Annotated in this window: 20 protein-coding genes; 6 read left to right on the forward strand and 14 right to left on the reverse strand. The window is 65.0% G+C overall.

Annotated features, from left to right (window positions below):
• Nucleotides 1–192: 192 nt before the first annotated feature.
• The 10 genes from HYR72_12840 to HYR72_12885 form a co-directional block, all read right to left on the reverse strand.
• The gene (locus tag HYR72_12840) at nt 193–1071 is read right to left on the reverse strand and encodes an SUMF1/EgtB/PvdO family nonheme iron enzyme (protein ID MBI1815858.1); all 879 of its coding nucleotides are present in this window, start codon (nt 1069–1071) and stop codon (nt 193–195) included.
• 199 nt (nt 1072–1270) lie between these two features.
• Entirely contained in the window at nt 1271–2854 is a 1584-nt protein-coding gene (locus tag HYR72_12845) for a sigma 54-interacting transcriptional regulator (protein MBI1815859.1), read from the reverse strand.
• A gap of 106 nt (nt 2855–2960) precedes the next feature.
• Nucleotides 2961–3521, reverse strand: coding sequence for a hypothetical protein (locus tag HYR72_12850; GenBank protein ID MBI1815860.1), 561 nt, complete (start codon nt 3519–3521; stop codon nt 2961–2963).
• Nucleotides 3522–3654: 133 nt separating this feature from the next.
• Nucleotides 3655–7254, reverse strand: coding sequence for an AAA family ATPase (locus HYR72_12855; GenBank protein MBI1815861.1), 3600 nt, complete (start codon nt 7252–7254; stop codon nt 3655–3657).
• A gap of 191 nt (nt 7255–7445) precedes the next feature.
• Nucleotides 7446–9281: a hypothetical protein gene (locus tag HYR72_12860; protein MBI1815862.1), complete on the reverse strand. Its 1836-nt coding sequence runs from the start codon at nt 9279–9281 to the stop codon at nt 7446–7448.
• Between the two features lie 155 nt (nt 9282–9436).
• Nucleotides 9437–10348, reverse strand: a complete 912-nt coding sequence (gene xerD / locus HYR72_12865) for a site-specific tyrosine recombinase XerD (protein MBI1815863.1) — start codon at nt 10346–10348, stop codon at nt 9437–9439.
• A gap of 29 nt (nt 10349–10377) precedes the next feature.
• A complete protein-coding gene (gene glnD, locus HYR72_12870; protein ID MBI1815864.1) occupies nt 10378–13086 on the reverse strand; it encodes a [protein-PII] uridylyltransferase in 2709 nt (902 codons plus the stop codon).
• 88 nt (nt 13087–13174) lie between these two features.
• Nucleotides 13175–15784, reverse strand: a complete 2610-nt coding sequence (gene mutS / locus HYR72_12875; protein MBI1815865.1) for a DNA mismatch repair protein MutS — start codon at nt 15782–15784, stop codon at nt 13175–13177.
• Between the two features lie 74 nt (nt 15785–15858).
• Entirely contained in the window at nt 15859–16686 is an 828-nt protein-coding gene (locus tag HYR72_12880) for an alpha/beta hydrolase (protein MBI1815866.1), read from the reverse strand.
• A 72-nt stretch (nt 16687–16758) separates the two neighbouring features.
• Nucleotides 16759–17520 (reverse strand): glucose 1-dehydrogenase, encoded by a 762-nt coding sequence (locus HYR72_12885; protein ID MBI1815867.1) that lies wholly within the window; start codon nt 17518–17520, stop codon nt 16759–16761.
• Between the two features lie 72 nt (nt 17521–17592).
• Between HYR72_12885 and HYR72_12890 the strand changes: the two genes are divergently transcribed.
• Together HYR72_12890 and HYR72_12895 are read left to right on the forward strand one after the other, a co-directional pair.
• Complete coding sequence (locus tag HYR72_12890) at nt 17593–18471, forward strand: cytochrome C (protein ID MBI1815868.1); 879 nt, start codon at nt 17593–17595, stop codon at nt 18469–18471.
• A 31-nt stretch (nt 18472–18502) separates the two neighbouring features.
• Nucleotides 18503–18964, forward strand: a complete 462-nt coding sequence (locus HYR72_12895; GenBank protein MBI1815869.1) for a cytochrome c — start codon at nt 18503–18505, stop codon at nt 18962–18964.
• A 235-nt stretch (nt 18965–19199) separates the two neighbouring features.
• Here the strand turns inward: HYR72_12895 and HYR72_12900 are convergent, their stop codons facing one another.
• Nucleotides 19200–19505: a hypothetical protein gene (locus HYR72_12900; protein ID MBI1815870.1), complete on the reverse strand. Its 306-nt coding sequence runs from the start codon at nt 19503–19505 to the stop codon at nt 19200–19202.
• A 12-nt stretch (nt 19506–19517) separates the two neighbouring features.
• Nucleotides 19518–20366, reverse strand: coding sequence for a hypothetical protein (locus HYR72_12905; protein ID MBI1815871.1), 849 nt, complete (start codon nt 20364–20366; stop codon nt 19518–19520).
• A 116-nt stretch (nt 20367–20482) separates the two neighbouring features.
• Here HYR72_12905 and HYR72_12910 point away from each other — a divergent pair, with 116 nt between their 5' ends.
• Genes HYR72_12910 through HYR72_12920 form a run of 3 tightly spaced genes read left to right on the forward strand, consistent with a single transcriptional unit; the run spans nt 20483 to nt 21461 of the window.
• Entirely contained in the window at nt 20483–20797 is a 315-nt protein-coding gene (locus tag HYR72_12910; protein MBI1815872.1) for a hypothetical protein, read from the forward strand.
• Nucleotides 20798–20856: 59 nt separating this feature from the next.
• A complete protein-coding gene (locus tag HYR72_12915) occupies nt 20857–21138 on the forward strand; it encodes a hypothetical protein (GenBank protein ID MBI1815873.1) in 282 nt (93 codons plus the stop codon).
• A gap of 23 nt (nt 21139–21161) precedes the next feature.
• Entirely contained in the window at nt 21162–21461 is a 300-nt protein-coding gene (locus HYR72_12920) for a hypothetical protein (protein MBI1815874.1), read from the forward strand.
• A gap of 17 nt (nt 21462–21478) precedes the next feature.
• Here HYR72_12920 and HYR72_12925 read toward each other — a convergent pair whose 3' ends face one another.
• Entirely contained in the window at nt 21479–22084 is a 606-nt protein-coding gene (locus HYR72_12925) for a glutathione S-transferase family protein (protein ID MBI1815875.1), read from the reverse strand.
• Nucleotides 22085–22186: 102 nt separating this feature from the next.
• Complete coding sequence (locus HYR72_12930; GenBank protein ID MBI1815876.1) at nt 22187–22906, reverse strand: 16S rRNA (uracil(1498)-N(3))-methyltransferase; 720 nt, start codon at nt 22904–22906, stop codon at nt 22187–22189.
• 84 nt (nt 22907–22990) lie between these two features.
• On the opposite strand from HYR72_12930, the gene HYR72_12935 reads away from it, so the two are divergent.
• The gene (locus HYR72_12935; protein ID MBI1815877.1) at nt 22991–23698 is read left to right on the forward strand and encodes a glutathione S-transferase N-terminal domain-containing protein; all 708 of its coding nucleotides are present in this window, start codon (nt 22991–22993) and stop codon (nt 23696–23698) included.
• Nucleotides 23699–23703 lie beyond the last annotated feature (5 nt).

A 23703-nucleotide genomic window follows, 5' to 3' on the forward strand; every position in this document is an offset into this window, starting at 1 on the left:
ACCCGGACGATCCGCAGCCAAGCACGACGCCACGTCGGAAACAGACCGACCGACCACAGCGAATGATTCACCCAATCCACGATCAGCGCCTCCCGAGACGGAGGCCATGCGGCCAAATGGTTTTTCTACAAGCTCGTTAGTCATCCGCGAGCGGACGGGCGAGAAAAGCCCGCCCACTCACGGACCACGTGACTAACGCGCGCAACGAAAGCCGGCGTTGTATTGCGAGAAAAACGGCGAGGGGTAGCCGGTGACAGCGAGCGGGCCGGCATGCGTCGTGGTGTCCATGCTGCCGCCACGTAGAAGCGCGCCGGGGCCGGTCGCTGTCGTGCTCGCCCCCGACAAGCACATGTAGTCGTCGCTGAATGCGGCCCACCCGGGGCACGCCGTCGACGTGGGCACCCAGTCCGCCACCCACTCGTGCAGGTTGCCCACCATGTCGAAGGCGCCGTACGTCGAGACGCAACTGCTGCGCGAGCCAGTGGCAGTTACCGCGAAAGTGCCCGTGTTACAGTCCGTGGTGCCGTTATCGCCACCCGGGTCCGGCGAGCCCGCTGCCGCCTGTTGCCACTCGCCGTTCGACGGCAGCCGCTTGCCCGCGTTGCTGCACGCCTGCTGCGCCTGAAACCACGTGACGTACGCCGACGGGGTGATCGGGGTCGTGTCGAGCAGAGTCGCACTCAAGCTCACGGCAAAGATTGCGCTGCCCGTACACGTCGTGAAATTCAGTTCCGCCGCGCAGTCCTGGCCGTTGTTGCCACAGACGTAGTCGTCGCCCGCCACTCCGCGCTGGACGGCGGTGCCCAGCAACAGGTCGGCCCGCTTCACGGTGCCCCGCTGCACCTTGGTGATCAGCGTCTTGTTGCTCGTCGACCCGTGACACGCCGGGATCTCCCAGACGCTGGCTTCGTACTTGTCCACGCAGAACGAGCCGACCTTCACCGAGTCGATCGGACATTTCGTCGTCACGTCCCCCGGCCACGCCGCGGCGGCGGGCGCCGCCATCATCGCCGGGCCGGTCAGGCCGGCGAGCAGCGCCACGCTGGCCAATGCTGTACTCAGAACTTTCATCGCGTCCTCCTGTTCGCGCCATCGGCGCGGGTTGGTGGGGCATCGCCCCAGTTGTCGTTTGCTGCGACAACCAAACAGCAGGTCCGGTGCCAGGCGCACACCCGCACGGTGCGACGAGCACCGGCGTGCCGGTGCGACGCGCGGCATCAACTCAATTGACCAGCAGTGGAAACTTGAAGAAGAGAAATGGAAAGCGCGGTTACCGCAAAGCGTACTCTTTGATTTTCTTGCGCAGCGCCACGCGCGACAGACCGAGTGCTTGCGCCGCGCGCGAGATGTTACCGTGGTGCGCGGCGAGCACCTTGGCAACGTGCGTGGCCTCGAACCCCGCACGCGCGCGGCGGAGATCGCTCGCCTCGGCACTGTCCGCAGGATCGCTGCGCGGCGCCGTCTCCGGCACGACTTCGGGGTCGCGATCTGTAGTGGCGGGTTTCGGCACCTGCGCCAGCGTGCGCGGTAGCTGCTCGACGCCGATCGTCGCGCCGTCGGGCGCGAGCGCGACCGCGCGCTCGATTGCACTCTGCAGCTCGCGCACGTTTCCGGGCCACTCGCTGCTGATGAGCTGATCGATCGCGGCGGGCTCGATGCCGGCGATGCGCTTGTGATGGCGCTCGGCCGCGGCCGCGAGAAAGTGATCGGCGAGTAGCGGGATGTCTTCGCGCCGCTCGCGCAAGGAAGGTACATTGATCGGAAACGCCGCCAAGCGGAAGTACAGGTCGCGCCGAAAGCGGCCGTGATCGACTTCGTCGACGAGCTGGCGATTGGTGGCGGAGACGACACGCACGTCGATGGCGCGAGGATGGGGATCGCCGACGGGGACCACCTCGCCGTCTTGCAACACCCGGAGCAAGCGCGCCTGCATCGGCGGCGGCATGTCACCAATCTCGTCGAGAAAAATCGTCCCACCGTCGGCGGCTTCGAAAAAGCCGACTTGATCCTTCATCGCGCCGGTGAACGCCCCCTTGCGGTGCCCGAAGAGTTGGCTCTCCAGTAGCGATTCCGGCAGCGCGGCACAGTTGACGGCGATGAACGCCCTTTCCGCCCGCTCGCTGGCGCGATGGATGCCGCGCGCGACCAGCTCCTTGCCCGCACCGGTTTCGCCTTCGATCAACACGGTGATGGTGGACGCGGCGGCGCTGTCCATTAGCCGCAGCACGTCGCGCATCACCGCGCTGGTGGCGACGATGTCACCGAAGCGGTCGCTGCGGGCCAAGTCGCGCCGCAACGCGGCCACCTGCACGCGCAGTTTCTCTTCGGTCGATTTGAGCACGCCGTAGCGGCGCGCGTTCTGGATCGCCACCGCCACACCCGCGGCGAGCGCATCGAGAAAGGCGAGGTCGTCGTCGTTGAACGGGCGCCCGTCGAGACGATTGACGACTTCGAGCGCGCCGATGGTGCGCGCCTGCGCGGTAAGCGGCGCGGCCAAGATACTCCGGGTGGTGCGTCCGGTGATCTGGTCGATGCCGGCGAACCAACGCGGGTCGGTCGCGGCATCGTCGACCCGTACCGCACTCCCAGACTGCGCAGCAGCTCCCGCGATGCCTTGGTCGGCCGCGAACCGGGCTTGCTGCAGTCGCGCTGCCACGTCCGGGTTCTCGTCCACCGCGCACGGAAAGAAGAACTCGTTGCGATCGGGATCGATCAGCAACACCGCCGCGCTCTCAGCGGCCAGCACTTCGCGGCATTTGGCGATGACGAACGGAATCAGATCGTCGAGTTCGAGTCGTTCCGAAAACGCGCGGCCGAGTTCGAGCGCGAGGAGACGGCGGTCGGTGGGCTTCATCGCAAGCCCGCTTGATGACAATGGCGCATGGCTTGGCGACGACTGAAGCACGAAACCGCGCCCCGACTCAATCGCGGCGCGAACGGCCGCGCGTTCGCGGGAAGTCTCAGGCGGTGATTGACACGATCTGGACGCCCTCCTCTTTCGGGTCGCCCGGCATTTTCGGCGGCCGCGGGTTTCGCACCATGAACAGATTCTGGGGTTCGGTTCCGGCCGTCTGCGCCGGCGGCTGGTTGGTGTGGATGATGAACGTGATCTGCTGGCCGTTGACTCCTACGGCTACATCGACATGTTCGGCGGTTCCATGACATGACCAGAGGGAACCGATCGGCAGACCGGTCTTGGCGGTCAGGTCGATCGCCCGCAGAAGAGCCTGCGCCAGAATCTCTGCGGTGTTCTTCACGCTCCACCAGAATGTCGCCGGCGCCAACCAGTCGTTCAGAAAATGATCTCTCCCCGCTGCGGCCGTTATCCCTCCTACTTGATCTGTGAACACCTTGTGCTTCATCGCAAGAGCGGCGAATGCCGCGTTGTCGAGCGGCTGCTTCTTGAGCCAGTCTTGCAGGTCAGCGCGAACCTGCTCGCGGGTGGTTGGATTGTTCAGAGCGTTGTCGAGGTTGACAAAAAACGGTCCCTTCTGAATCGATTCAGGCATCGCAGTGGGCATCTTGGATTCCTTTCCATCGGATTCTCACGCCGCACGATGATCTGTATGGTCGTGTGTTTAGGTCCCGATCGCAAACGCGGTCGGTGATGGTCGGCACGGGAGCGCGCCGCGATTGGAGGGGCTCGGGACACTCTCATACCTCCCAGGTGACGGCGTAGAGCTGAAAGCGATCGGAGAAACCCTTGAGCGCGACGCTGCCACAATCGCGAAAGGTGAATCGCGTGTCGCCCGCGAGCTGCCGTACGACGTCGGAGACGAGGATCTGCCCAGCCTCAGCGCCGGCGCAGATGCGCGCCGCGGCGTTGACCGACGCACCGTACAGTTGACCTTCTTCGGCGATGGGGTTGCCGGCGTTCAACCCGACCCGCACGCGAATCGCGTGCTGCGGTTGCGCGCCGTTAGACGCGGCAAAGTCGCTCTGAATGGCGACCGCACAGGCCAGTGCCGCCCGCGCCGATTGAAACCAAGCGTTGACCCCATCGCCGGTGTGTTTGATCTCCGTGCCGCCGTGCTTCGCCAGGCACTCACGGATGATGGCGTTGTGCGTCCGCATGACAGCCTGCGCCTTGCGATCGCCCAGCCGCTGAATCAGCGGCGTGTAGTCCTCCATGTCGGTAAACATGATCACGCGCGGCTGCGTCGGCGGCAGGGAACGGTACGCCGGCTCGGTTGCGTTTGCCGGTTTGCGGATCGGCGTGGCCAAACCACGACTGCGTGCGTACGCGGCCGCAGCGGCTCGGTCAGCAGACCCGGTCTTCTGCAAGATGCTGCGCACCCGGCTAGCCACCGAGACGGGGCTCAGCAACATCTCCGCAGCGATTTCATCGTCGCGGCGGTCGTGGCTCAGTCGCGCCAACACGTCGATCTCGCGTTTGGTCAACTGGTTCGAGTCACGCGGCGTGGGAGCCGGCAGTGACGTGGGCAGCGCGGCCGCCAGTTCGCCGGCGCGCTGGCTGAAAGGGATCATCTCCCGGTCGGCAAAGATCGATGCGGCGTGATGCAACAGCTCGCTCGCTCGTTGGCGATCTGCGTTAGTGCCGCGCGCGGCCAGCATGCGAGCGTAGTCCAGGCACGCGCGGCCCAGTTCCGGCTGGGCATTGGCAGCGGTTGCCGCCTGCAGCGCGAGCTGAAAGTGCACCTCGGCATCCTCCCACTTCCGGTGCGATGCCGCAGCGACGCCGCACAGGCGCGGAATGAGAAACGGCCAACCGTTGCAGAAGAGGGCGCCACTCTCGGCGGCAGCGCGCAAGATGCCCTCGATCGGTTCCACGAAGCTCGGTGTGTTGACTGCGTCGGCCACCTCCACGACCGCGCACAGGCAGACGATCGTGTTGATATCCGGAGCGGCGTCCCGCAACAGATCCACGACCGTGCGAGCGAAGCTGGTGGCGTCCGCATCGGTCAGACGATGCGCGTAGAGCGCCAGGAGCTGCCGATAGACCCAGGCAATGAATTGCACCGAGGCGCCGGGGTCGGGAAACACGCGGTCGGGCTCGACCAGAATGTCGATGGCATCCGCCGCGGCATCCCATTCGGCCCGCAGCGCCCGCGCACCTGCGAGTGCCGGGAGGAAGAGCAAGCCACCCCAGGGGTAGTGTGAACGGTCCAGCATCAGCATCGCGTGCGCCGCGTAGGTCTCGACGTCGTCGAACGCGCCGCGCGCCAATGCCACACTCGACAGGGCAGTGGCGGCGAGCGAGCAGCCGGTCCAGTCCTGGATCTTACGGCTGAACGCGCCAGCATCTGTGGCCCGTGCGTGGGCCTCGTCTAGTCGCCCCAACCAAGTCAGCAGCAACGGCACGCGAGACCGGGCGTTGGCTTCCAGCCATACGTCGTTGGCAGTTCGGGTATCGAGCAGCGCCTGCTCGTAGTAGTCGAGTGACCCGTGCAGATGGAGAGTCTGCATCTGAGTAAGTCCGAGCGCCTGACGAGCATAGCCACAGAGCTGCGCGTCGGGGATAGCCAGCCCTATGGCCAGTGCGCGTTCCGACAGTTCGCGGGCCTTGTCCGGTTGTCGCGCCGTCCAATACACATCGGCGAGCGTTGACCAGATGCGCCCACGCAACACGGGTTCGGATTCACCAAGGGCTTCGAGGGCCTGCTCCAACGGCTGTACGTCGATCAGCGTGCCATACGCGACCGGGATCAATTCGAACTGAGCCCTCGTGCGGTCGGCGAACGTCTGCGCCACACCGCGCGCGTCACCGACAGCCCGATAGGCCGCGATCGCTCGGTCGTAGTGATCGAGGCACAGATCCGGATTGCGATCGCGATGGCCGCTGTAAGCGGTGCGATAGTGCAACTCGGCGCGCTCAGCCAGCGAGGAGTGCTCAATCGATTCGGCGGCGGCCAGCGCCCCTTGATAGTAGCGTGCCGCATCGCCCCACGCGTAGGTGGCAAAGGCGCGATCGCCGGCACGGCGCGCGTGCGCGACCACCTTCGGTGCTTCAGCCGCCGCACCGGCGGCGATGAGATGATGCGCGATCTCGAACACGTACGCATCGCCGTCGCTGTCACGAGTGGATTCAAGGACGTCGGCGACTTGGTTGTGGATCATTTGGCGCTGCGCCGCGCTCGGCTCGCGACTGAACACGTGTTGAATCAATGGATGTGCGAACTGGAAGCGCGCGCCCTCTGCGCGCAGCAGCCCGTGGAGCTGCGCCTCTTCGATGACGTCGCGGACCTCGCCATCGTCGAGCCCGCTAAGCGCGTGCAGCGACTCGAGCGTGAAGCCGCTGGCGAGGAACGCGGCGACTGTCAACGCGTGGTGGCAGCGATCGCTGAGTCCTTGGATGTGTGCGGCGATCGCACCGGTGACGTGTTCCGGAAAGTGCAGCTCCGGTGCAGCAACCGCTGCCACCAGCTCACCACCGCGCTCGCACAGCGCGCCCTGTTGCACGAGGTGACGGATCGCGGCTTGCGCGAACAACGGATTGCCTTGCGTCGCCTCGGCCACGGTCGTAACGAACTGGGTCGCCGGCCGCCCGAGATGGAGCGCGTGAATCAACTCGGCGAGCTCCGGTTCGTCGAACCCGGGTAGCACCAACGTGTGGTAAGCCGGTTCCCGCTGCAGACTCGCGAGCACTCCGGTCAGGTAAGCGGTCGGATCGACCGGCCGATGCGCGCCGACGATCATCAGCGGCACCGCTTCCCGCTCCGCGGCATCGGCGACCGAAAAGACGACATGGCTGAGGAGATCGAGCGACGGCCGATCGGCCCAGTGGAGATCATCGAGCACCAGCACCGTCGGGCCCGCGCGCGCCACCGTCAGCACGGCGCGCGCGACCGCGGAAAACAGCCGCTGCTTGTCGTGCTCAGTCGGCGGTGCAACCGAAGACGTCCCGCCTCCTATGGTCGGGGCGCGTTCGATCAATCGGCGAATGACCTCGGCGTCTGGTCCGAGCGCGCGATCTAAATCGCCCAACACTTCTGGCAAATGAGACAGCACCCCCTCGACGAAGGGGACATATGGAAGCGCCAACTCTTCGTAACAGCGGCCGTAGTAAACCTGCACACCATATGGAGCAGCCACAGCTTGCGCGTGCTGGACGAAGCGGGTCTTGCCGATGCCGGCTTCACCCACGACCTCCACGACCTGTGGCCGCCCGGTGAGCGTTTCCTGCAACCGCCCGTGCAGCCAGTCCAGTTGTTCACGGCGATTGATGAACGGCAGAGGAGCAGACGCGCCGCTCACTCCCGACTGGTCACGGTTGGATTCCGAAGACAGGGCCACCGGTCTCTCCGCGTGACGTCAGCGCCGCCCCGTCAGGCGACGCCCCGTCGCGATTGGTTCGAGTTGCCCGGCGGTTTAGCGTTGGCCTCGGTCGCAAGTCAAACCTGCGCGAGATGCGCGGCACTGGCGGTTACTACCCGGGTCGCCTGCGCGCGGCGACGCAAGACAAGAATGGTTCGGTCCCTGAAAGTCTACGGACAAGCCATGAGGCTCATATCTTGCGTTGGCGTTGTGGCCGGCACGATGTGCGTCGGATCGGCAATCATGACACTGTTTCTGTAGAGCAGGGCGTTGCCGCCCTCCCCGTTCGCCGCATTCAAAGAGTGGGCGGAGATCTTGCCCGCGACGACGAGATTCTTGTGGGCGGTGATCGCGTTCTGCCCACCGAGAGTGCCGTCCGAGACCACACTGCCCTTGTCGTCGATGGTGACGCTACAACCCTCGACTGCGACCACACCGCCGAAGCTGCCGAATGCCCCACCGCCGCTGCCTTTGGCCGACACGGTCTTGCTGATCACTATATCGCCGCCGACGGAGCCGTTCGGTTGCTGCGAGTTCAGCAAGACGTCGCCGCCCGATGCCCCGGCAGTATCGATGCCGCTGTCGTTCGTCACCGTGATCCCGAGGCCCACGATGGTGACCGTGCCGCCGGTTCCCGTGCCCTTCGCGGTCAGCTTGCCGCCAATGAAAACCGCACCAGCCGCTTTGACATCAACACTGCCGGCATCGCTTCCACCGCCGGACGCGTCACCACCTGACGCGGAGACGTCAATCGCAGCGCCGGTGCTCATGGTCAGCGTTGTGCCGCACGCGAATTGCAATGCGCCACCGGTACCAGGAGCGGAGGCACCGAACCCCAGGGGCTGGGCGCTGGCTTTCAGCGCAATCTTCCCGCTCAAATTGCAACTCGCTGGCGGCCGCCCGGTGGTTGCACCGGTGGTATCGACGAACAAGTTGCTCGCAGTGTCTCCCTTGTTGTTTGCTTCCACCGTGCTCTTGGGTCCAAGAGTCAATCCAGCGCAGGTGATCTGGACGGCACCGCCCGCCGCACCCTGACTGTCGGACTGCAACTTGCCGTTGAGAGTGCAGGCGTTGGTTGCACTACTGATGTCGATCGCGGTGCCGACGCCGTAGGGACCGACGCCGCCGCCATCGGCTTGCACCTTCATGCCTTCGTCGAGTTGCAGGCTGCCGCCAGCGTCGATCACCACCGCACCGAAGTGCGCGGTCTTGACCGTTCCGGTGACGATCTTCGCGTTTTTGGTGAGAGAGACATCGCCGCTGCAGCTGAGGTTGACGCCGCCGCCATCACCGCCGACCGCTGGGCTCTTCGGGATGTGGAGCACTCCAGCGTCGACTTGGATCGCCGTCGCCAGACCCGTGCAGGCAGCCTGACTCGCAATGCCGACAAAGCCGCCACCAGCGCCTTTGCCCTGTGCGTTGATCTTCGCACCCTTGCTTGCGCTGAACGCGCCGGTGAAGGCGTTGAGAGACATCGCCCCCCCCGCCCCCGGGCTGGCCACGCCATGCTTCACAAAGCCAGCACCCTTGGCCTCCACCGTGGCGGAACCCGCCAAGCTAATCCCGTGACACCAGATCACCACGGAACCTCCGTTGCCACCGAGTCCGGCCAGCGCATCCGCTGTCGCGCTAGCGGCTACTTTGCCGGCGATCGCGCACGCACCGCCGCTGTACACCGTAACGCTTCCGGCGGCAGCACCCTTCGCGTTCGAACTCAGCACAGCGCCCTGATCGACGGCGACTGCGCTCGTGTTGCCAATGATGAACGAGGCGCCCGGATCGCCAACCAGCGCCGCCTTGGAAGTGAACTGCATCGCCCGGCCGAACGCATTGAACGAGACGCCGTTCGAAACCGCGAACTTGCCGCTCACCACGCACGGGTTTGGCGTACCCGGACAGAGGTCCCCCAAAGTATTTGCATGGGGCAGCGTGATCGCCGCACCGGCTCGCGCAAAGGCAATGACCAAACCGACAACCACCAATGGCACGCGAGGGAGCGCCCGCATGTTCAATCCTCTCTTCTTCCTGTTAGCCGCGCGAGAAGCGCAGGTACCTGTCTAGACTGCGTTCGGACAGTCTGTCAACCAAGAAAATTCGCGGCGGTGGCGTCCGCGCCCCCTTCGCCACACGATGCGCTGACAGACAGAAATGGAGACGACGCTCATCCGCGCGGATGGAACTTGCGATGGACCTCGCGCAGCCGCTCACGGGCGACGTGGGTGTAGACCTGCGTGGTGGCAATGTCGGCGTGGCCGAGCATCATCTGCACGGCGCGCAAGTCGGCGCCGTGGTCGACCAGGTGCGTTGCAAACGCATGCCGCAGCGTGTGCGGGCTGACCTTGGTGGCGATGCCGGCGCGCTGCACCCGCTTGCGCAGCAAGCGGCCGAAGGCTTGCCGCGTCATCGGCTTGGCCGCGCACGTGACGAACAGGTATGGACTACTCCGGTTGCGCAGCAGCGCCGGCCGCGTCTCCGCGAGGTAGCCGCGCAGGCGCTCGCAGGCATAGTGTCCCACCGGTACCGCGCGCTCTTTGCGCCCCTTCCCGATCACGGTGAGGTAACCGGCTTCCAGGTTCACCTGATTCACTTTCAACGACACCACCTCGGACACGCGCAGGCCCGTCGCATACACCAGCTCCACCATCGCCACATCGCGGGCTGCACGCGCAGCGGTGACCGCATTGACTGGTTGTTGCGGCGGCGCCGGGGCATCGATCAACTGTTCGATCTCACGCTGTGATACCGAACGTGGCAGCCGCTGACCCAGCCGGGGCAAATGCAGGTCCTGGGTTGGATTGACCGCCACCGCGTGTTCGCGCAGCAGATAGGCGAAGAACATCCGCACCGCGGCCAGCGTCCGCGCCCGGCTGCGCGCCGCCAGGCCGCGCCGCGCCAAGGCTTCCAAAAACTTGATCAGATGCGCCGGACGGATGGCGGCGATTTCGGTGATGCGCTGGCGTTCGAGACTTTCGGCGAGTCGGGCGAGATCGCTGCCATACGCGGTGAGCGTGTTGCGGGACAATCCGCGCTCGGCGGCGAGATAGGCGACAAACTCGTCAATGGTGCGATCGATGTCTCGGCCGGTCGCGCGTGCGCCCATGGCTACGCCGCGGCCGGCACGCCTTCCTGCAGGCGCCGCAGCAACTCGGCGCGGATCGCGTCGAGCCGCAGGCCGTCCTCAACCTTGTGGCCGTTCTCGCTCACGTAGAACACATCGAGCACTTGATCGACGTTGGTGGTGATCTTCGCCAAATGAATCGATAGCCCGAGATGGAACAGGCAGTTCGTGATCGAAAATAGCACGCCGACATGGTCTTGAGTGAAAACGTCGAGCACGGTGTAGTGGGCTGACACGCCGTTGTCGATCATCACGTTGCTCGACACCCGCGGCACGAACTTCTTGGCCAGCGACGACGGCCGGCGTGACTGCGCCACCAGTTGCTCCACATCAAGCTCGCCCTGCAGCACGCGGCCAAGGGTGACCTGGATGCGTTCCCAGCGCTCGGCGTCTTGGGCGATCTCCGCATTGGCAGCGTGCGACACACGGAACACGTCGAGCGCGACCCCGCGGCGGCTGGTCGTGATCCGGGCGCCCAGGATGTTCATCCCGTGCGCCGTCAACACGCCGGTGATTTTCGAGAACAGCCCCGGCCGATCGCTGGTGACCGCCGTGAACTCGCTGAACTCGCGCTCGGGGAAGTGTTGGACCGCAGTCACCAACGGTTCTTCGCGCAGATGCCCCACCAAGGTAATGTGGTGCGGAATGTCCTCCTCGGGAGTCTGCAAGAAGTAGCGGTCCGGCATGTCGGCCAGAAACTGCTCGGTGCGCTCGCGGTGCGCTTCGTCGGCCACCGCAACCACGCGATTGCGGATGCGCGCCACCCGCTCGGCGTGATCCGACTGGACGAAAACGCCGCGCTCGAACACGTTGAGTGTGTTGAGGTAGAGCTCGGCGAGCAACATGTCTTGCCAATTGCTCCACACCTTGGGGCCAACCGCCTTCATGTCGGCAAAGGTCAGCAGGTAGAGCTTCTTGAGGTTGTCGGCCGAGCCCACGGTGCGGGCGAACTCAATGACCAGTTGCTCGTCACCTACGTCGCGCCGTTGCGCCAGGTGCGACATGGTCAGGTGATGGAGGACGAGAAACTCGAGCTGGCGCGCGTCGTCGTCGTTGAGACGCAGGCGTTTGGCAATGCGCGGCATCATGGTGGCGCCCTTCTCGGAGTGACCGCCGCCCTGCCCCTTGCCGGCGTCGTGAAACAGCATAGCCAGGAACAGGATCTCGACCTTGTCGATGTCGCGCATCACTTCGGTGAGCAGCGGCACGCTGGTCTTGTAGTAGCCGTCGCGCAGGCGTTCCATCTCGCGCACGCCCATCAGCGAGTGATGGTCGACGGTGTAGATGTGGTAGACGTCATGTTGCGCCAAGCAGAGCAACGCACCGAACTCGGGCAAGAAGGCGCCGAGCACGCCGAGGCGGTGCATCTCGAAGAGCGTCTCATACACATCGAACTTCCAGTCTAGAACTTGGAGAAACGCCTCGATAGCGATCGGATCGGTACGGACGGTGGCATCGACAAGCTCGGCGTGCGCCCGGATGTGGCGCTTGGTGAGGTGCGACAGCGGCACGCCATGGCGCTGCGCGTCGGAGAAGACGCGGATCAGTTCGACCGGTTGCGTCCGAAACAGATTGGGGTCGCCCACCGCTAACTCGCTCGACATGATGCGCACGCCCGGACGAATCTCGCGACCAGTGTAGCGGCCGATCAGATTCGACACGCGCGGCCGCGCGGTGCAGCGCTCGATGATTTCGTCGGCAAATCGATTCACCGCGGCCGCGTGCAGGTAGTAGTCGCGCATGAAGCGCTCGACTCCCTTGAGCCCATCGGTGTCGTGGTACGCGAACTCCGCGGCGATGCGTTCCTGATATTCGAACGTGAGTTGATCCTGGTGCTGGCCAGAGAGGAAGTGCAGCGCATTGCGCACGCGCCAGAGGAAATCGCGCGCGGCTTCTAGCTCGGCGCGCTCGCGGTCATTGATGACGCCCTTGTGAACCAGTTCGGCGACGTCGTTGGTCTTGTACTTCACCTTGGCCAGCCACATCGCAGTGTGGAGATCGCGTAGGCCGCCTTCGCCTTCCTTGAGCTGGGGTTCGAGGACGTAGACCGAATCGCCGTAGCGCTGGTGGCGCTCCTCGTTTTCCCTCAGTTTGTCTTTGTAGAAGCGGGCCGCGTTGCGCTTGAGTACTTGCGCCTCCATGGCGCTAGCGAATTCGGCGTACAGCTTTCCGTCTCCGCCAATGTAGCGCGCGTCGAGCAGCGCGGTCTTCACCTTGAAGTCGGCGGCCGCCAAGCGCACGCACTCGGTCACATTGCGGGTCGCGTGGCCAACGGTGAGGCCGGTGTCCCAGAGCGTGTACAAAATCTTCTCTGCGACGGTCTCGACGTACGGGTCGCGCTTGCGGGGATAGAGGAAAAGCAGATCGATGTCGGAGCACGGGTTCAACTCAGCGCGGCCGTAGCCGCCCTGTGCCACGACTGTGCAATGTTGATCCAACACGTGATAGCGGCTGGCGAAGACGGCGGCGGCGGCATCGAACAAGGCGCGGATCAGATGATCGATCACGCCGGTGTAGCCGCGCACGATCTCGCGTCCGCTGGCGCCCGCCAGATGGCGCTGCCGGAGCAGCTCTTGCGCATGCCGGAGATACTCCTTCGCGTGGCGACCCCAATCGCTGTCGGCCGCGAAGTGGCCGAGGCCTTCCAGCGGTTCGGACGCCTGGCTGTCCGCCGCAGTTTCCGTCTGCATCATAGCGTGCCGTGAGGCATACCAGCCGGGACGAGCACGGAAAAGGGGGACGGCTGATTCACTTCGCTACCTTTCGGTGCGGTGACGCCGCTCACTCTTGCCCGCGCGCCTGACGCACCAGCTGGTTGAGCCGCGTGAGCGCCTCGACCGGCGTCAGCCGGTCGACGTCAATCACCGCCAACTCGTCGCGCAGTGGATCCGGCAGTGCACGCACCGCGCCGAATAGTGGCAACTGGTTTGCCACCGCGCCGTCGTGTTGGGCCAACCGTGGCACGCCGGCGTCTGTTAGCTCGCCTTGTTCCAGGTTGCGCAAAATTTCTTTCGCGCGGCCGATCACCGGCGACGGCACACCGGCGAGCTGGGCGACTTGAATACCGTAGCTCTGGCTCGCCGGACCCGCCACGATGCGCCGGAGGAAAACGATCTCCCCCTTCCACTCACGCACCGCAACGGAGAAATTCTTCACCCGCGCTTTGGTGCGCGTCAGATCCGTCAGCTCGTGATAGTGCGTGGCGAACAGCACCAGCGGCCGGCCGATGGCACTATCATGCAAGTGTTCCGCAACCGCCCACGCGATCGAGATGCCGTCGAACGTGCTGGTGCCGCGGCCGATCTCATCCAGAATGATCAGGCTGCGGTCAGTCAGGTGGCTGAGGATGTGCGCCGTCTCCTTCATCTCGACCATGAAGGTCGATTCGCCCCCGGCGAGGTTGTCAGACGCACCGACACGAGTGAACAGCCGATCGACGACCCCAACCGTGGCCGCCGAAGCGGGTACGAAGCTGCCCATTTGCGCCATCAGCACGATCAGCGCGACCTGGCGCAGGTAGGTCGACTTGCCCGCCATGTTCGGTCCGGTGATCACCAACAATTGCTGGGTCTCGGGATCGAGCACGCACTCGTTGGGCACGAAGCCACCGCGGCTCGCCATCAACTCCACCACCGGATGGCGTCCGTCACGGATGACCAGGCCCGGCTCGCGGGTCAGTTGTGGGCGACAGTAGCGCTGGCGTTCGGCGACGGTAGCGAGCGAGCAGAGCACATCGAGCTGCGCCAGTGCTGTTGCGGTGCGGCCGAGTCGCGTCTGCTCGGCGGCAATCTCAGTAACCAACGCGCTGAACAGTTCGAATTCGCGCGCGCGCAGGCGCTCCTCGGCGCCCAACACTTTCGCTTCGTAGGTTTCCAACTCAGGCGTCACGAAACGTTCGGCGTTGGCAAGCGTCTGTTTGCGCCGGTAGTCGCTCGGCACCAGATGCAGGTTCGCCTTGGTGACTTCGATGTAGTAGCCGAACACGTTGTTGAAGCGGACTTTGAGTGAGGCAATTCCAGCGCGTGCACGCTGATCGGTTTCGAAGCGCGCCATCCAGTCTTTGCCGCTGCGCGAGAGCTCGCGCAATTCGTCCACCGTCGCATCGAAGCCGCTGCGGATCAGGCCACCGGCGCGGGGATTGAGCGGCGGTTCGTCGCCGATGGCTGCGCCGATTCGGACCTGCACCGCCGGCAGATCGTCGAGCGCCGCGCGGCTGGCGGTCACCGTCGTGGTTCGCGCGTCGGCGAGCGCGTCGCGAAGACGCCCGACTGTTGCCAAAGCGGCGGCGAGACCGAGCAGGTCGCGGGGGGTGACCCGAGCCGCGGCAAGCCGCGCGGCGAGTCGTTCGAGATCGCCGATCGTACTCAGCTCGGCGACCAGCGCGCCGCGCCAGCTTGCGCGCTCGACCAGTTCCTCGATCGCGTCAAGTCGCGCACCGATGGCAGCCGGCGTGGTCAGTGGCGCCAGCAACCAACTGCGCAACAGGCGGCCGCCCATCGGGGTTTGCGTGTGATCGAGCACCCACAACAGCGAACCGCGCCGCTCGCCGCGCAACGTCGCAAGCAATTCGAGATTGCGCCGCGTCGCGTCGTCAAGCGCCAACCGTGCGCCGCGCTCTTCGGCCGCCGGCGGCCGCAAGTGCGCGACGCTGGCTCGATGCGTTCCTGCAAGATATGCGAGCACGGCGCCAACGGCGGACGCGACGGCATCAATGGGCACCTCCGCGCCATGCTCGCGGAACCACGCCGCACCCGCGTCGACGGCGAAGCTTGCAGCCGGCAAGCGACTGACCAGCGCTTGCGGTGCCGATGCCTCGAGCGCGGCGAGCTGGATCCCGTCTTCGGGAAGCAATAACTCACGCGGCAACAGGCGGCCAAGTTCGTCGCCGATCGCCGCCAGCTCACTCGCAATCATCACGCGCATTTCGCCGGTGGAGAGATCCGCCGCCGCCAGACCGATCTCATCGGACGCCGCGGCCACGGCGACCAGAAAGTTCGGTGTCTTGGGGTCGAGGCACTCTTCTTCCGTCACGGTCGCTGGGGTGACCACGCGAATGACCGCCCGATCCACCAGGCCCTGCGCGGTCGCCGGATCTTCCACCTGCTCGCAAATGGCCACTTTCATTCCGCTGGCGAGCAGCTTGGCGATATACGGCTGCGCGGCGTGGTAGGGAACGCCGCACATCGGGATGCGCACATCGTCCTTCTTGCTGCGCGAGGTCAACGTCAGATCGAGCAACCGGGCCGCGCGCTCGGCATCTTCGAAGAAGAGTTCGTAAAAGTCGCCGAGGCGGAAGAACAGCAATGCGTCGGGGTGCTCACTCTTCGCGCGCAGGTACTGTTCGAGCATCGGCGTCAGTTTCACGCGCGCACCACTGTCGGGGGATGACATGCGCGCGGATTCTGACACTGTGATCCGACAGCGGCAACTCGTGAGGCAGGCGACGACCCGTCGCCCCTCGCACCTCAGGCTTGCGCGGGGTGCGGCGCGACGGTCGGGGAGCGCCCCAGCGTCTCCGCCAGGAACTGGCGAATCTCCTGAATCGTTGCCGACGGGTTATCGAGAAACACGTGATGGCCGGCGCGCGGTATCTCGACCAGGCGGGAGTGCTCAAGACGACTGAGCATGGCGATGGCGCCACCGCGGTCGGTTATGGACGATTCGCTGCCGCGCAAGAACAGCGTTGGGCAGAGGATACGATCAATCTGCTCGGCGAACTCCAGGGGCTCAAACTGCCGCAGCACGTTGCGATCGAAGTCAAACGTCAACCCGCCTTCGCTCGTTGTCAGTAGTGCGTCCGCTAACAGCCCCACCGTTTCCTCACTCGCGCTCGGCGCCAGCGCTCGGCGAAGCGCGCTCACGCTTTCGTCGCGCGTCGCAAACACCGGGTGCGGCCGTGCTCCAGCGGCACGCACGCGTTCGATCAATCGAATGGGCGGAGGAATGTTGATGTCGATGGTGACCAACGCGCGGACCTGCTCCGGGTGTCGAATCGCAAAACCCGCCGCGATCATCCCGCCGAAGGAATGGCCGATCAGCGCCACCGAAGTAGTGCCGCGACGGGCGACCAGCGCCTCAAGGTCGGCCAGATATTCTTCGGCACCGTAGCAGCCCGGCCAGGGACTGGCACCGTGACCACGCAGATCGGGTGCAACCAAGTGATGGACATCCGAGAGACCGCGCGCGAGCGGGTCCCAGATCTGCCCCTGTGCTGAGAGGCAATGAATCAGCACCACTGTGAGCGAATGATGACGATCCCCCCACTCTCGACACGACAGCTCAACCGCACCCATGCGGCCACGGGTTAAGCGACGCGGGGCCGAGTGTCAAGTAAAATCTGCCATCACGGATCGTCGGGAGGAAGACTAGCCGATCATCGTCAGGCCGCCGCTGACGCTGAGCACTTGACCGGTGATGAAGTCAGCGTCTGGCGAGGCGAAGAACGCCACTGCGGCGGCGATCTCGTCGGGCGTGCCGAGCCGCCGGAACGGCACTGCTCGGGTCATCGCGGCGATGATCTTCGCGCCGTCGGGACCGCTGGTGACTTCTTTCAGCAGCGGGGTTTCGGTCGGCCCCGGTGCGACGACGTTGACGTTGATGTGGTGCCGCGCCATTTCGCGCGCCAACGTCTTCGAAAACGCGATGACACCGCCTTTACACGCCGAGTACACCGCTTCACCGCTGCTACCGACGCGACCGGCATCGGAGCCGATACTGATGATCTTTCCCGCACCGGCCGCGATCATACCGTCGAGCACCGCGCGGCAGCAGTGGATCGGCCCGCTCAGATTGATCGCGATGATCTTCTGCCACAGCTCGGGCGTGTTCTGCACAAATGGTTCGATGCGGTCCCATCCCGCGTTGTTGACCAAGATCTCGACGTCTCCCCATCGTTCGCGCACCTGGGCCACCGCCCGCTGGACCGACGAAAAATCCGTGATGTCGGTCGACAAAGCGATCGCAGTTCCATGGTCCGCCGAGATCAGCGCGACTGTTGCCTCCGCACCCGCGACATTGACATCGGCGACCGCGACACGGGCACCTTCGCGCGCGAGGCGTTGAGCGATGGCACGGCCGATTCCACTGCCGGCGCCGGTAACGAAAGCGATCCTTTGGTCGAGGCGCACAGCAGCGATATAGGTCAGCTCGCCGTGTGCCGCAACGGTGGCTGTGTCCCATCGCGTCGGCTATGGTTCGGTATGCGCCGCATACGAACCGTACTCGCCCTGCTCGCGCTGATGAACGCGCGCCCGTCGCAGACCCACGCGGCCGGTGACACGGAACACGGCCGCGCGATTTTCGCGCTCGCCGCCGGTTGCGGGTGCCACACGCCAACGAATGGACCCGTTGGGTCAGGCGGTGGCGAAGTAGTCACCCCGTTCGGAACATTCTATGGCACCAACATCACGCCCGACCCGGACACCGGTATCGGTCGCTGGAGCGACGACGAAGTCCGCGCCGCGATTTGCGACGGTAGCGCGCGCGACAAAGGCGCCGAAGCGCCGGTGATGCCCTACTATTACTACGCCGGCATGGCCGACGCCGATGTCACCGATCTGATCGCCTATCTCCGAACACTGCCTCCCGTGCGGCAGACGAACCGACCGCACCAAGGCGAGCTGCCGTTGGCGCGCTGGGCGTACCGCGCGTGGCGCCGCGTGTTTGCGCGCCGCCCACCAGCGCCGCCCACCGCACCGACCGATGAGATCGCGCGCGGTCGCTACTTGGTCGAGCATGTTTCGATCTGCGTCGATTGCCACACCCCGCGCAATCGCCTCGGCGCGCCCGACCTCTCCATGTATCTCGCCGGTACCCAGCACGGACCCGGCGGCAAACCCGTCCCCAACATCACGCCGCACCAAACCGGTATTCACGATTGGGACGCCGGCGACATCGTCGGTCTGCTCACCATGGGCATGCTGCCGAACATGGACAACGTGCAGGGATTCATGGCCGACGTCATCGATGGGCACGGTGGTGGTCCGGGATATAAGGACGCGCCGGTCGACGATCTCAAGGCAATCGCCGCCTATCTCAAGCGCGTCGCGCCAATTGACAACGTGGTGGACGACAAGTAGCACCGACCAAACATTTCGAAGGAGAGTCCCCATGCGCCCCGCTTGGATTTTGCTCGTATCTGCGTTGCTCCTGCCGCTCGCGCTCACCGCCGCACGTGCTCACGACGTCGAAAGCAAGGATCTGCCTGCCGGTCCGATCCGCGATCGCCACGAGTTGATGGAGGGCATCGGCAAGAATGCCAAAGCCATCAACGACGCGACCAAGAGCGGCGACAACCTTGTGGTGCAAACCGCGGCCGAACAGATTGAGAAGGACTCCGCCAAGATCACCGCCCTGTTTCCTCCCGGCAGCACCTTCGAGAAGTCGCGCGCCAAACCCGAGATCTGGACCAACTGGCCCAAGTTTGAAGACGGCGCCAAGCAACTCACCGCCACCGCCGGCGCGCTGGCGGCTGCAGCGAAAACTGGTGGCGATGTTCCCGCCGCCGCCAAGGCCCTATTCGGTTCGTGCAAGAGTTGCCACGAGCAGTTTCGTGTGCCGGACAAGGACTAGTGTCGTGAACCGTGAGTCGTGACTCGTGAGTCGGAGCCTCCACCCTGACCCTCCTCCGCGGCGGGTGATGCCGCAGAGGAGGGAACTTTTCGCGCATCGCCGCCGACTTCCGGTTCCCTGCTCCGTGAGCATCTCCGCGAACAGAGGAGGGCTAGGGTGGAGGCCTTCCAATCCGACCGGTTGGCGTTCGTGAGTCGTGACGCGGGATTCGTGACTCGGATGCGAGGTGTCGTACTCAGCGCGTCTTGGGCCACCACGCCGGATACGGGCGGGCGTGGAGATGGTAGTGGTCAGGGATCTGACGCATGTGATCGTCGAAGAACCAGCCGTGGCGAAACATCGCGTCGGCGATCGCGCCAAGCGCCGCTTGCATGAACGCGCGCTCGGTGTCGTGCGGCGCGCGGCGATGCTCGCCGAGCACCGCCATCGGTACATCGCAGGAATCGCAGTCCATGATCACGAAGCGGAACGGTTGCTGATACTCGGCGTAACGGCGCGTGATGGGCGCGCATTCGCACAGTTCGCAGCTGCGATCACTCATGGCGAAGTATAGTCAGAGTCCCAGCAGTGTCGCTGGATTCGTCTGCACCATGGCGTGCACGTCCGCGACGCTCACGCCGCAGGCGAGCATCTCAGCGATGAAGCGGCGCAGACCTTCGGCCGGCGGGGCGTTCTTCTTCTGCCCGTAGTCGGTCGACATCACACAGCGCGCTGCGCCGACTTCTTTGATCGCCGCGGCAATCTTCGCCGGCGGCTCGGTGGCGAGCGCGCCACCGCAGGTCAGATACGAAAACTCGATCATCGCTCCGGCGCCGACGAAGTCGTGCAGATCGCTCAGCGTCAGCGTCGGGCCCGCGAGCGTTTCTAACGCGTGCGTGATCAGCAGCCGCTCGACGCCAGCTTGCGAGGCGGCGCGAAACACCGCGTGGATCTCCGGCACGGTCACATGGCCCGACGCCACGATCATGCCGTGCTCGCGGGCGAGTTTGAGTATTTCCCACAGCGGCTCGGCAAGGTTACCGCTGTCGTTGAACAGCGAGATGCCCGGTTCGTGACGTCCGAACTTCACGTGATCATTCGCCGACGACAGCGTCGGCATCCACAGGATCTTGGCGCCAAGCCGCGCCGACACTTCGACCGCCGCCGGGTTGAGTCCGCCGATCTGTTTGTCGAGCGTCAAGCCGCCGAAGACGCGCAGCCCCGGCACCGCGCGCTGCACGATGGTCGCCAGCGGTGCCGTCGGGTAGTCGTGGCTCTTGAGGACGATCGCGGCCATGCCCGCCGCGGCCGCCTGCTGCGCGGCTTCGAAGGCATCGACGCTGCGCTGCAGATGCGCGTCGGGACCGAAGTGGACGTGTAGATCGATAGCGCCGTGCAGGAGTCCGTCGATGTCGGCAGCCATTGTTCCTTCCTTGCGGGATCAGCCTAGCCAACTGCTGGCGCGAGTTGCAATGGCGCGAGACGGTCACTACCATGCCGGCATTGCTATTTTCGTTCCGGAGAGGAGAGGAAGAAGAGATGATCGCTTCGTTGCTATCGATTCGCAGACTACTGATCATCGCCGCGTGTGCGCTCGCCGTAACAATGGCGCCGGCATGGGCGCACGCCGATGACGCGGCGTCGGCCGATGCCACGTCCGCGCAAGCAGCACCTGCCGACAAACCGGCCGAGACCGTTGGGATGCCGGGCATGCCGGGCTGCGGCGCTGACGGCACGTGCTGCGCCACCTGTCAGGAGAAGAAGGCGGCCGACGCCAAGCCCGCCGAAGAAGCCGCCGGCGGCTGCCCCTGCCAACGCGCCAAGCGCGCGCAACAGGCTGCGCAAGGTTCGTAGTGTACCGGCGCTTCCGAGATCGGCCGATGGACACGGCCCATCACTGCAAGGAGAGAAATATGTTCGACAAGAAGTTCGTCGCTGCCGTCGTCATCGCGCTGCTGATGTTCACCGCGCTGGCGCCGCGTCGGGCGCGAGCGACCGACATCACCACCCCGTTGATCATCGGTGGGGCGGTCGTCGGCGCCGCCACCCTCATCACCGTTATTGCCGTGCTGATGGCGCACGACGATGAACCCCATTTTCTGTCGCCCGAAGCTCGCGTCCGCGAGCGCGCCGCTGTCCGCGTCGGCTTGCAGTGCAAGACGCCTGACGGGCAGCCGGCGCTGCTTTGTTGGTAACTCAAAACTAGTGGGAGTCGTCGATGACTCGAACGAGAGTGTTCGTACTCGTGCTCGTCGCTCTGCTACTGGCCGGACTGCCCCGGCCCAGGCGGGTGCACGCGCTCAGCACCGAGCAGGCGGTGATCATTTCGATCGCGGGTGTGGCGGCGTATGCCGGGCTCATCTACGTCGGCTACCAAATGGTCTACGGCGACGGAGCGCATTTTCTCGTTCCGCCAGCGCGCCGGTTCGATCTTCCCGAACAACGGGCGCAGAGTCGGCTGCACGTCGGGCCGGAGTGCCATACACCCGACGGGCAGCCGGTGTTGCTCTGCTGGTAAACCGAAGCGCGATCCGCTCAAGCCGCCTGGGCGCGCTGGTACGCCGGCCGTTCGGTGAGACGGGCGACATACGCACTCAGGGTCGGTTGATCGGCGAGCAATCCCATGAATTGTCCCCAGCCGAGCGTCGACCCGATCATCACGTCGGCGGCTGAGAACTGTTCCCCCAACAGATAGGGTTTGGTCGCCAGCGCGCTGCTGAGCACAGCGGCGACTTCAGCGAACTGCTTGCGGCCGGCGTCAGCCGCCTTCGCCGAACGCTCCGCTTCCGGCAGCATCACGGTGTTCATGAACACTTGCAGCACCGGCGGCTCGAGCGTCGCCATCGCGTAGTGCATCCACTGGTAGTAGAGCCCGCGCGCCGTGCTGCCGACCGGTGGCGCGAGCCGCTTGTCGGGATACTTGTCGGCGAGGTAGCTGCAGATCGCCGCCGATTCGAACAACGCCAAGTCGCCGTCGATCAACGCGGGCACGGCCCCGTGCGGATGGATCTTGAGATACGCCGGCGTCTTGTCCTCGCCTTTGGCGTGGTCGAGCGTGATCAGTTCGTAGGGCGCACCGATCTCCTCCAAGAGCCAGCGCGGCCGCACCGAACGAGATTGCGGACGATGATAGAGCTTCATGACGACCTCCTTTGTGGTGTCCAGTTGCAGCGCATCTTCATCCTGCGCCGCCGCTAAGTCCAGTGGGGCCAAGTCCAGCGGGGCGAAGTCCAGTGGGATGAATCAGAACAGCCGCCCCAGCAGTGCGGGCACGGCGTGCTCGACACGCAGTCGCCGGACGCCGAGCGACACCGGCTCGAAACCGTGGGCTTGCAGCAGCTCGACTTCAAACGGAATGAATCCGCCCTCAGGGCCCACCGCCAACGTCACCGCTTGTTGCACGTCGCGCGGACTGAGATGCGCCGCGGTCGGATGCGCCACCAGTGCGCGGGTGCCGCGCGCAAGCTCAACCAACTCGTCCTCAACGAACGGTTTGAAGCGATGCCGCAGCGAAATCTCCGGCAGCACCGTATCGCCGGCTTGCTCGAGCCCAAGCAGCAGTTGCTCACGCAACGCCGTCGGCCGCAGCAGCGGGCTCTGCCAGTAACTCTTCTCGACCCGAAACGTGTTCAACAGTACGACGCGCTTCACACCCATCGTCGTCACCGCCGCGAGCACTTTCTTCAGACTCTTCGGTCGCGGCAGCGCCAGCACCAGCGTCACCGGTAGCGGCGGAGGTGGCGCTTGATCAAGCGCAACGTCCATCTCCAGCGCGTCGTCGCTCAGTGCGGTGATCACGCCGCGGCCGAGTTGACCATTCACCACCCCGACGCGCAGTTCGTCACCAACGCGCGCGCGATGAACCGCACGGACGTGCTCGACGCGGCGCCCGCTGATGCGCACGCGGTTCGCGTCACCGACGAAGTCGACGAAGTCGTCATTGAAGAGCAGGAGCAGGTTCATGCGCTGCACTGCCCTACCTCAAGCGGCCGGGTTGCCTCAACTGCCGCGCTAACGCATGGTGAGCGGCAACCGCTGGAGGACCCGATGATCGATCTGTACTACTGGCCGACGCCGAACGGGTGGAAGATCACCATCATGCTCGAAGAGACCGGGCTGCCGTACACGGTCAAGCCGGTGAACATCGGACGCGGCGAGCAGTTCACGCCGGAGTTTCTCGCGCTCAGTCCGAACAATCGGATGCCGGCGATCGTCGATCACGATCCCCTCGGCGGCGGTGCGCCGATCGCGATCTTCGAATCGGGCGCGATCCTGCTCTATCTCGCCGAGAAGACCGGTCAGTTCATGCCGAAGGACGTGCGCGGGCGCTACGACGTTACGCAGTGGCTGATGTGGCAGATGGGTGGGCTCGGCCCGATGCTCGGCCAGGCACACCACTTCCGTCAATACGCGCCGGAACCGCTGCCGTATGCGATCGATCGCTACACCAACGAAGCCAATCGCCTCTACGGCGTGATGAACACACGACTCGCCGACCGGCCGTTCTTGGCTGGCGACTACTCGATCGCCGACATGGCGTGTTGGCCGTGGAGCGTGCTCTACGAGCGACAGGGGCAGAAGCTCGAAGACTTCCCCAACTTCGCGCGCTGGCTCGAAGCGGTCCGCGCTCGGCCCGCAGTGCAGCGCGGCTTCGCGATCGGCAAGGACTTGCGCCAGGCGGCGCAGGCCGTGGGCCAATCCGCCGGTATGGACGAGCAGGCGAAGAAAATCCTCTTCGGCCAGCGCGCACGATAGCCTCT

This window comes from Deltaproteobacteria bacterium, assembly GCA_016178705.1.
Classification (GTDB): Bacteria; Desulfobacterota; Binatia; order HRBIN30; family JACQVA1; genus JACOST01.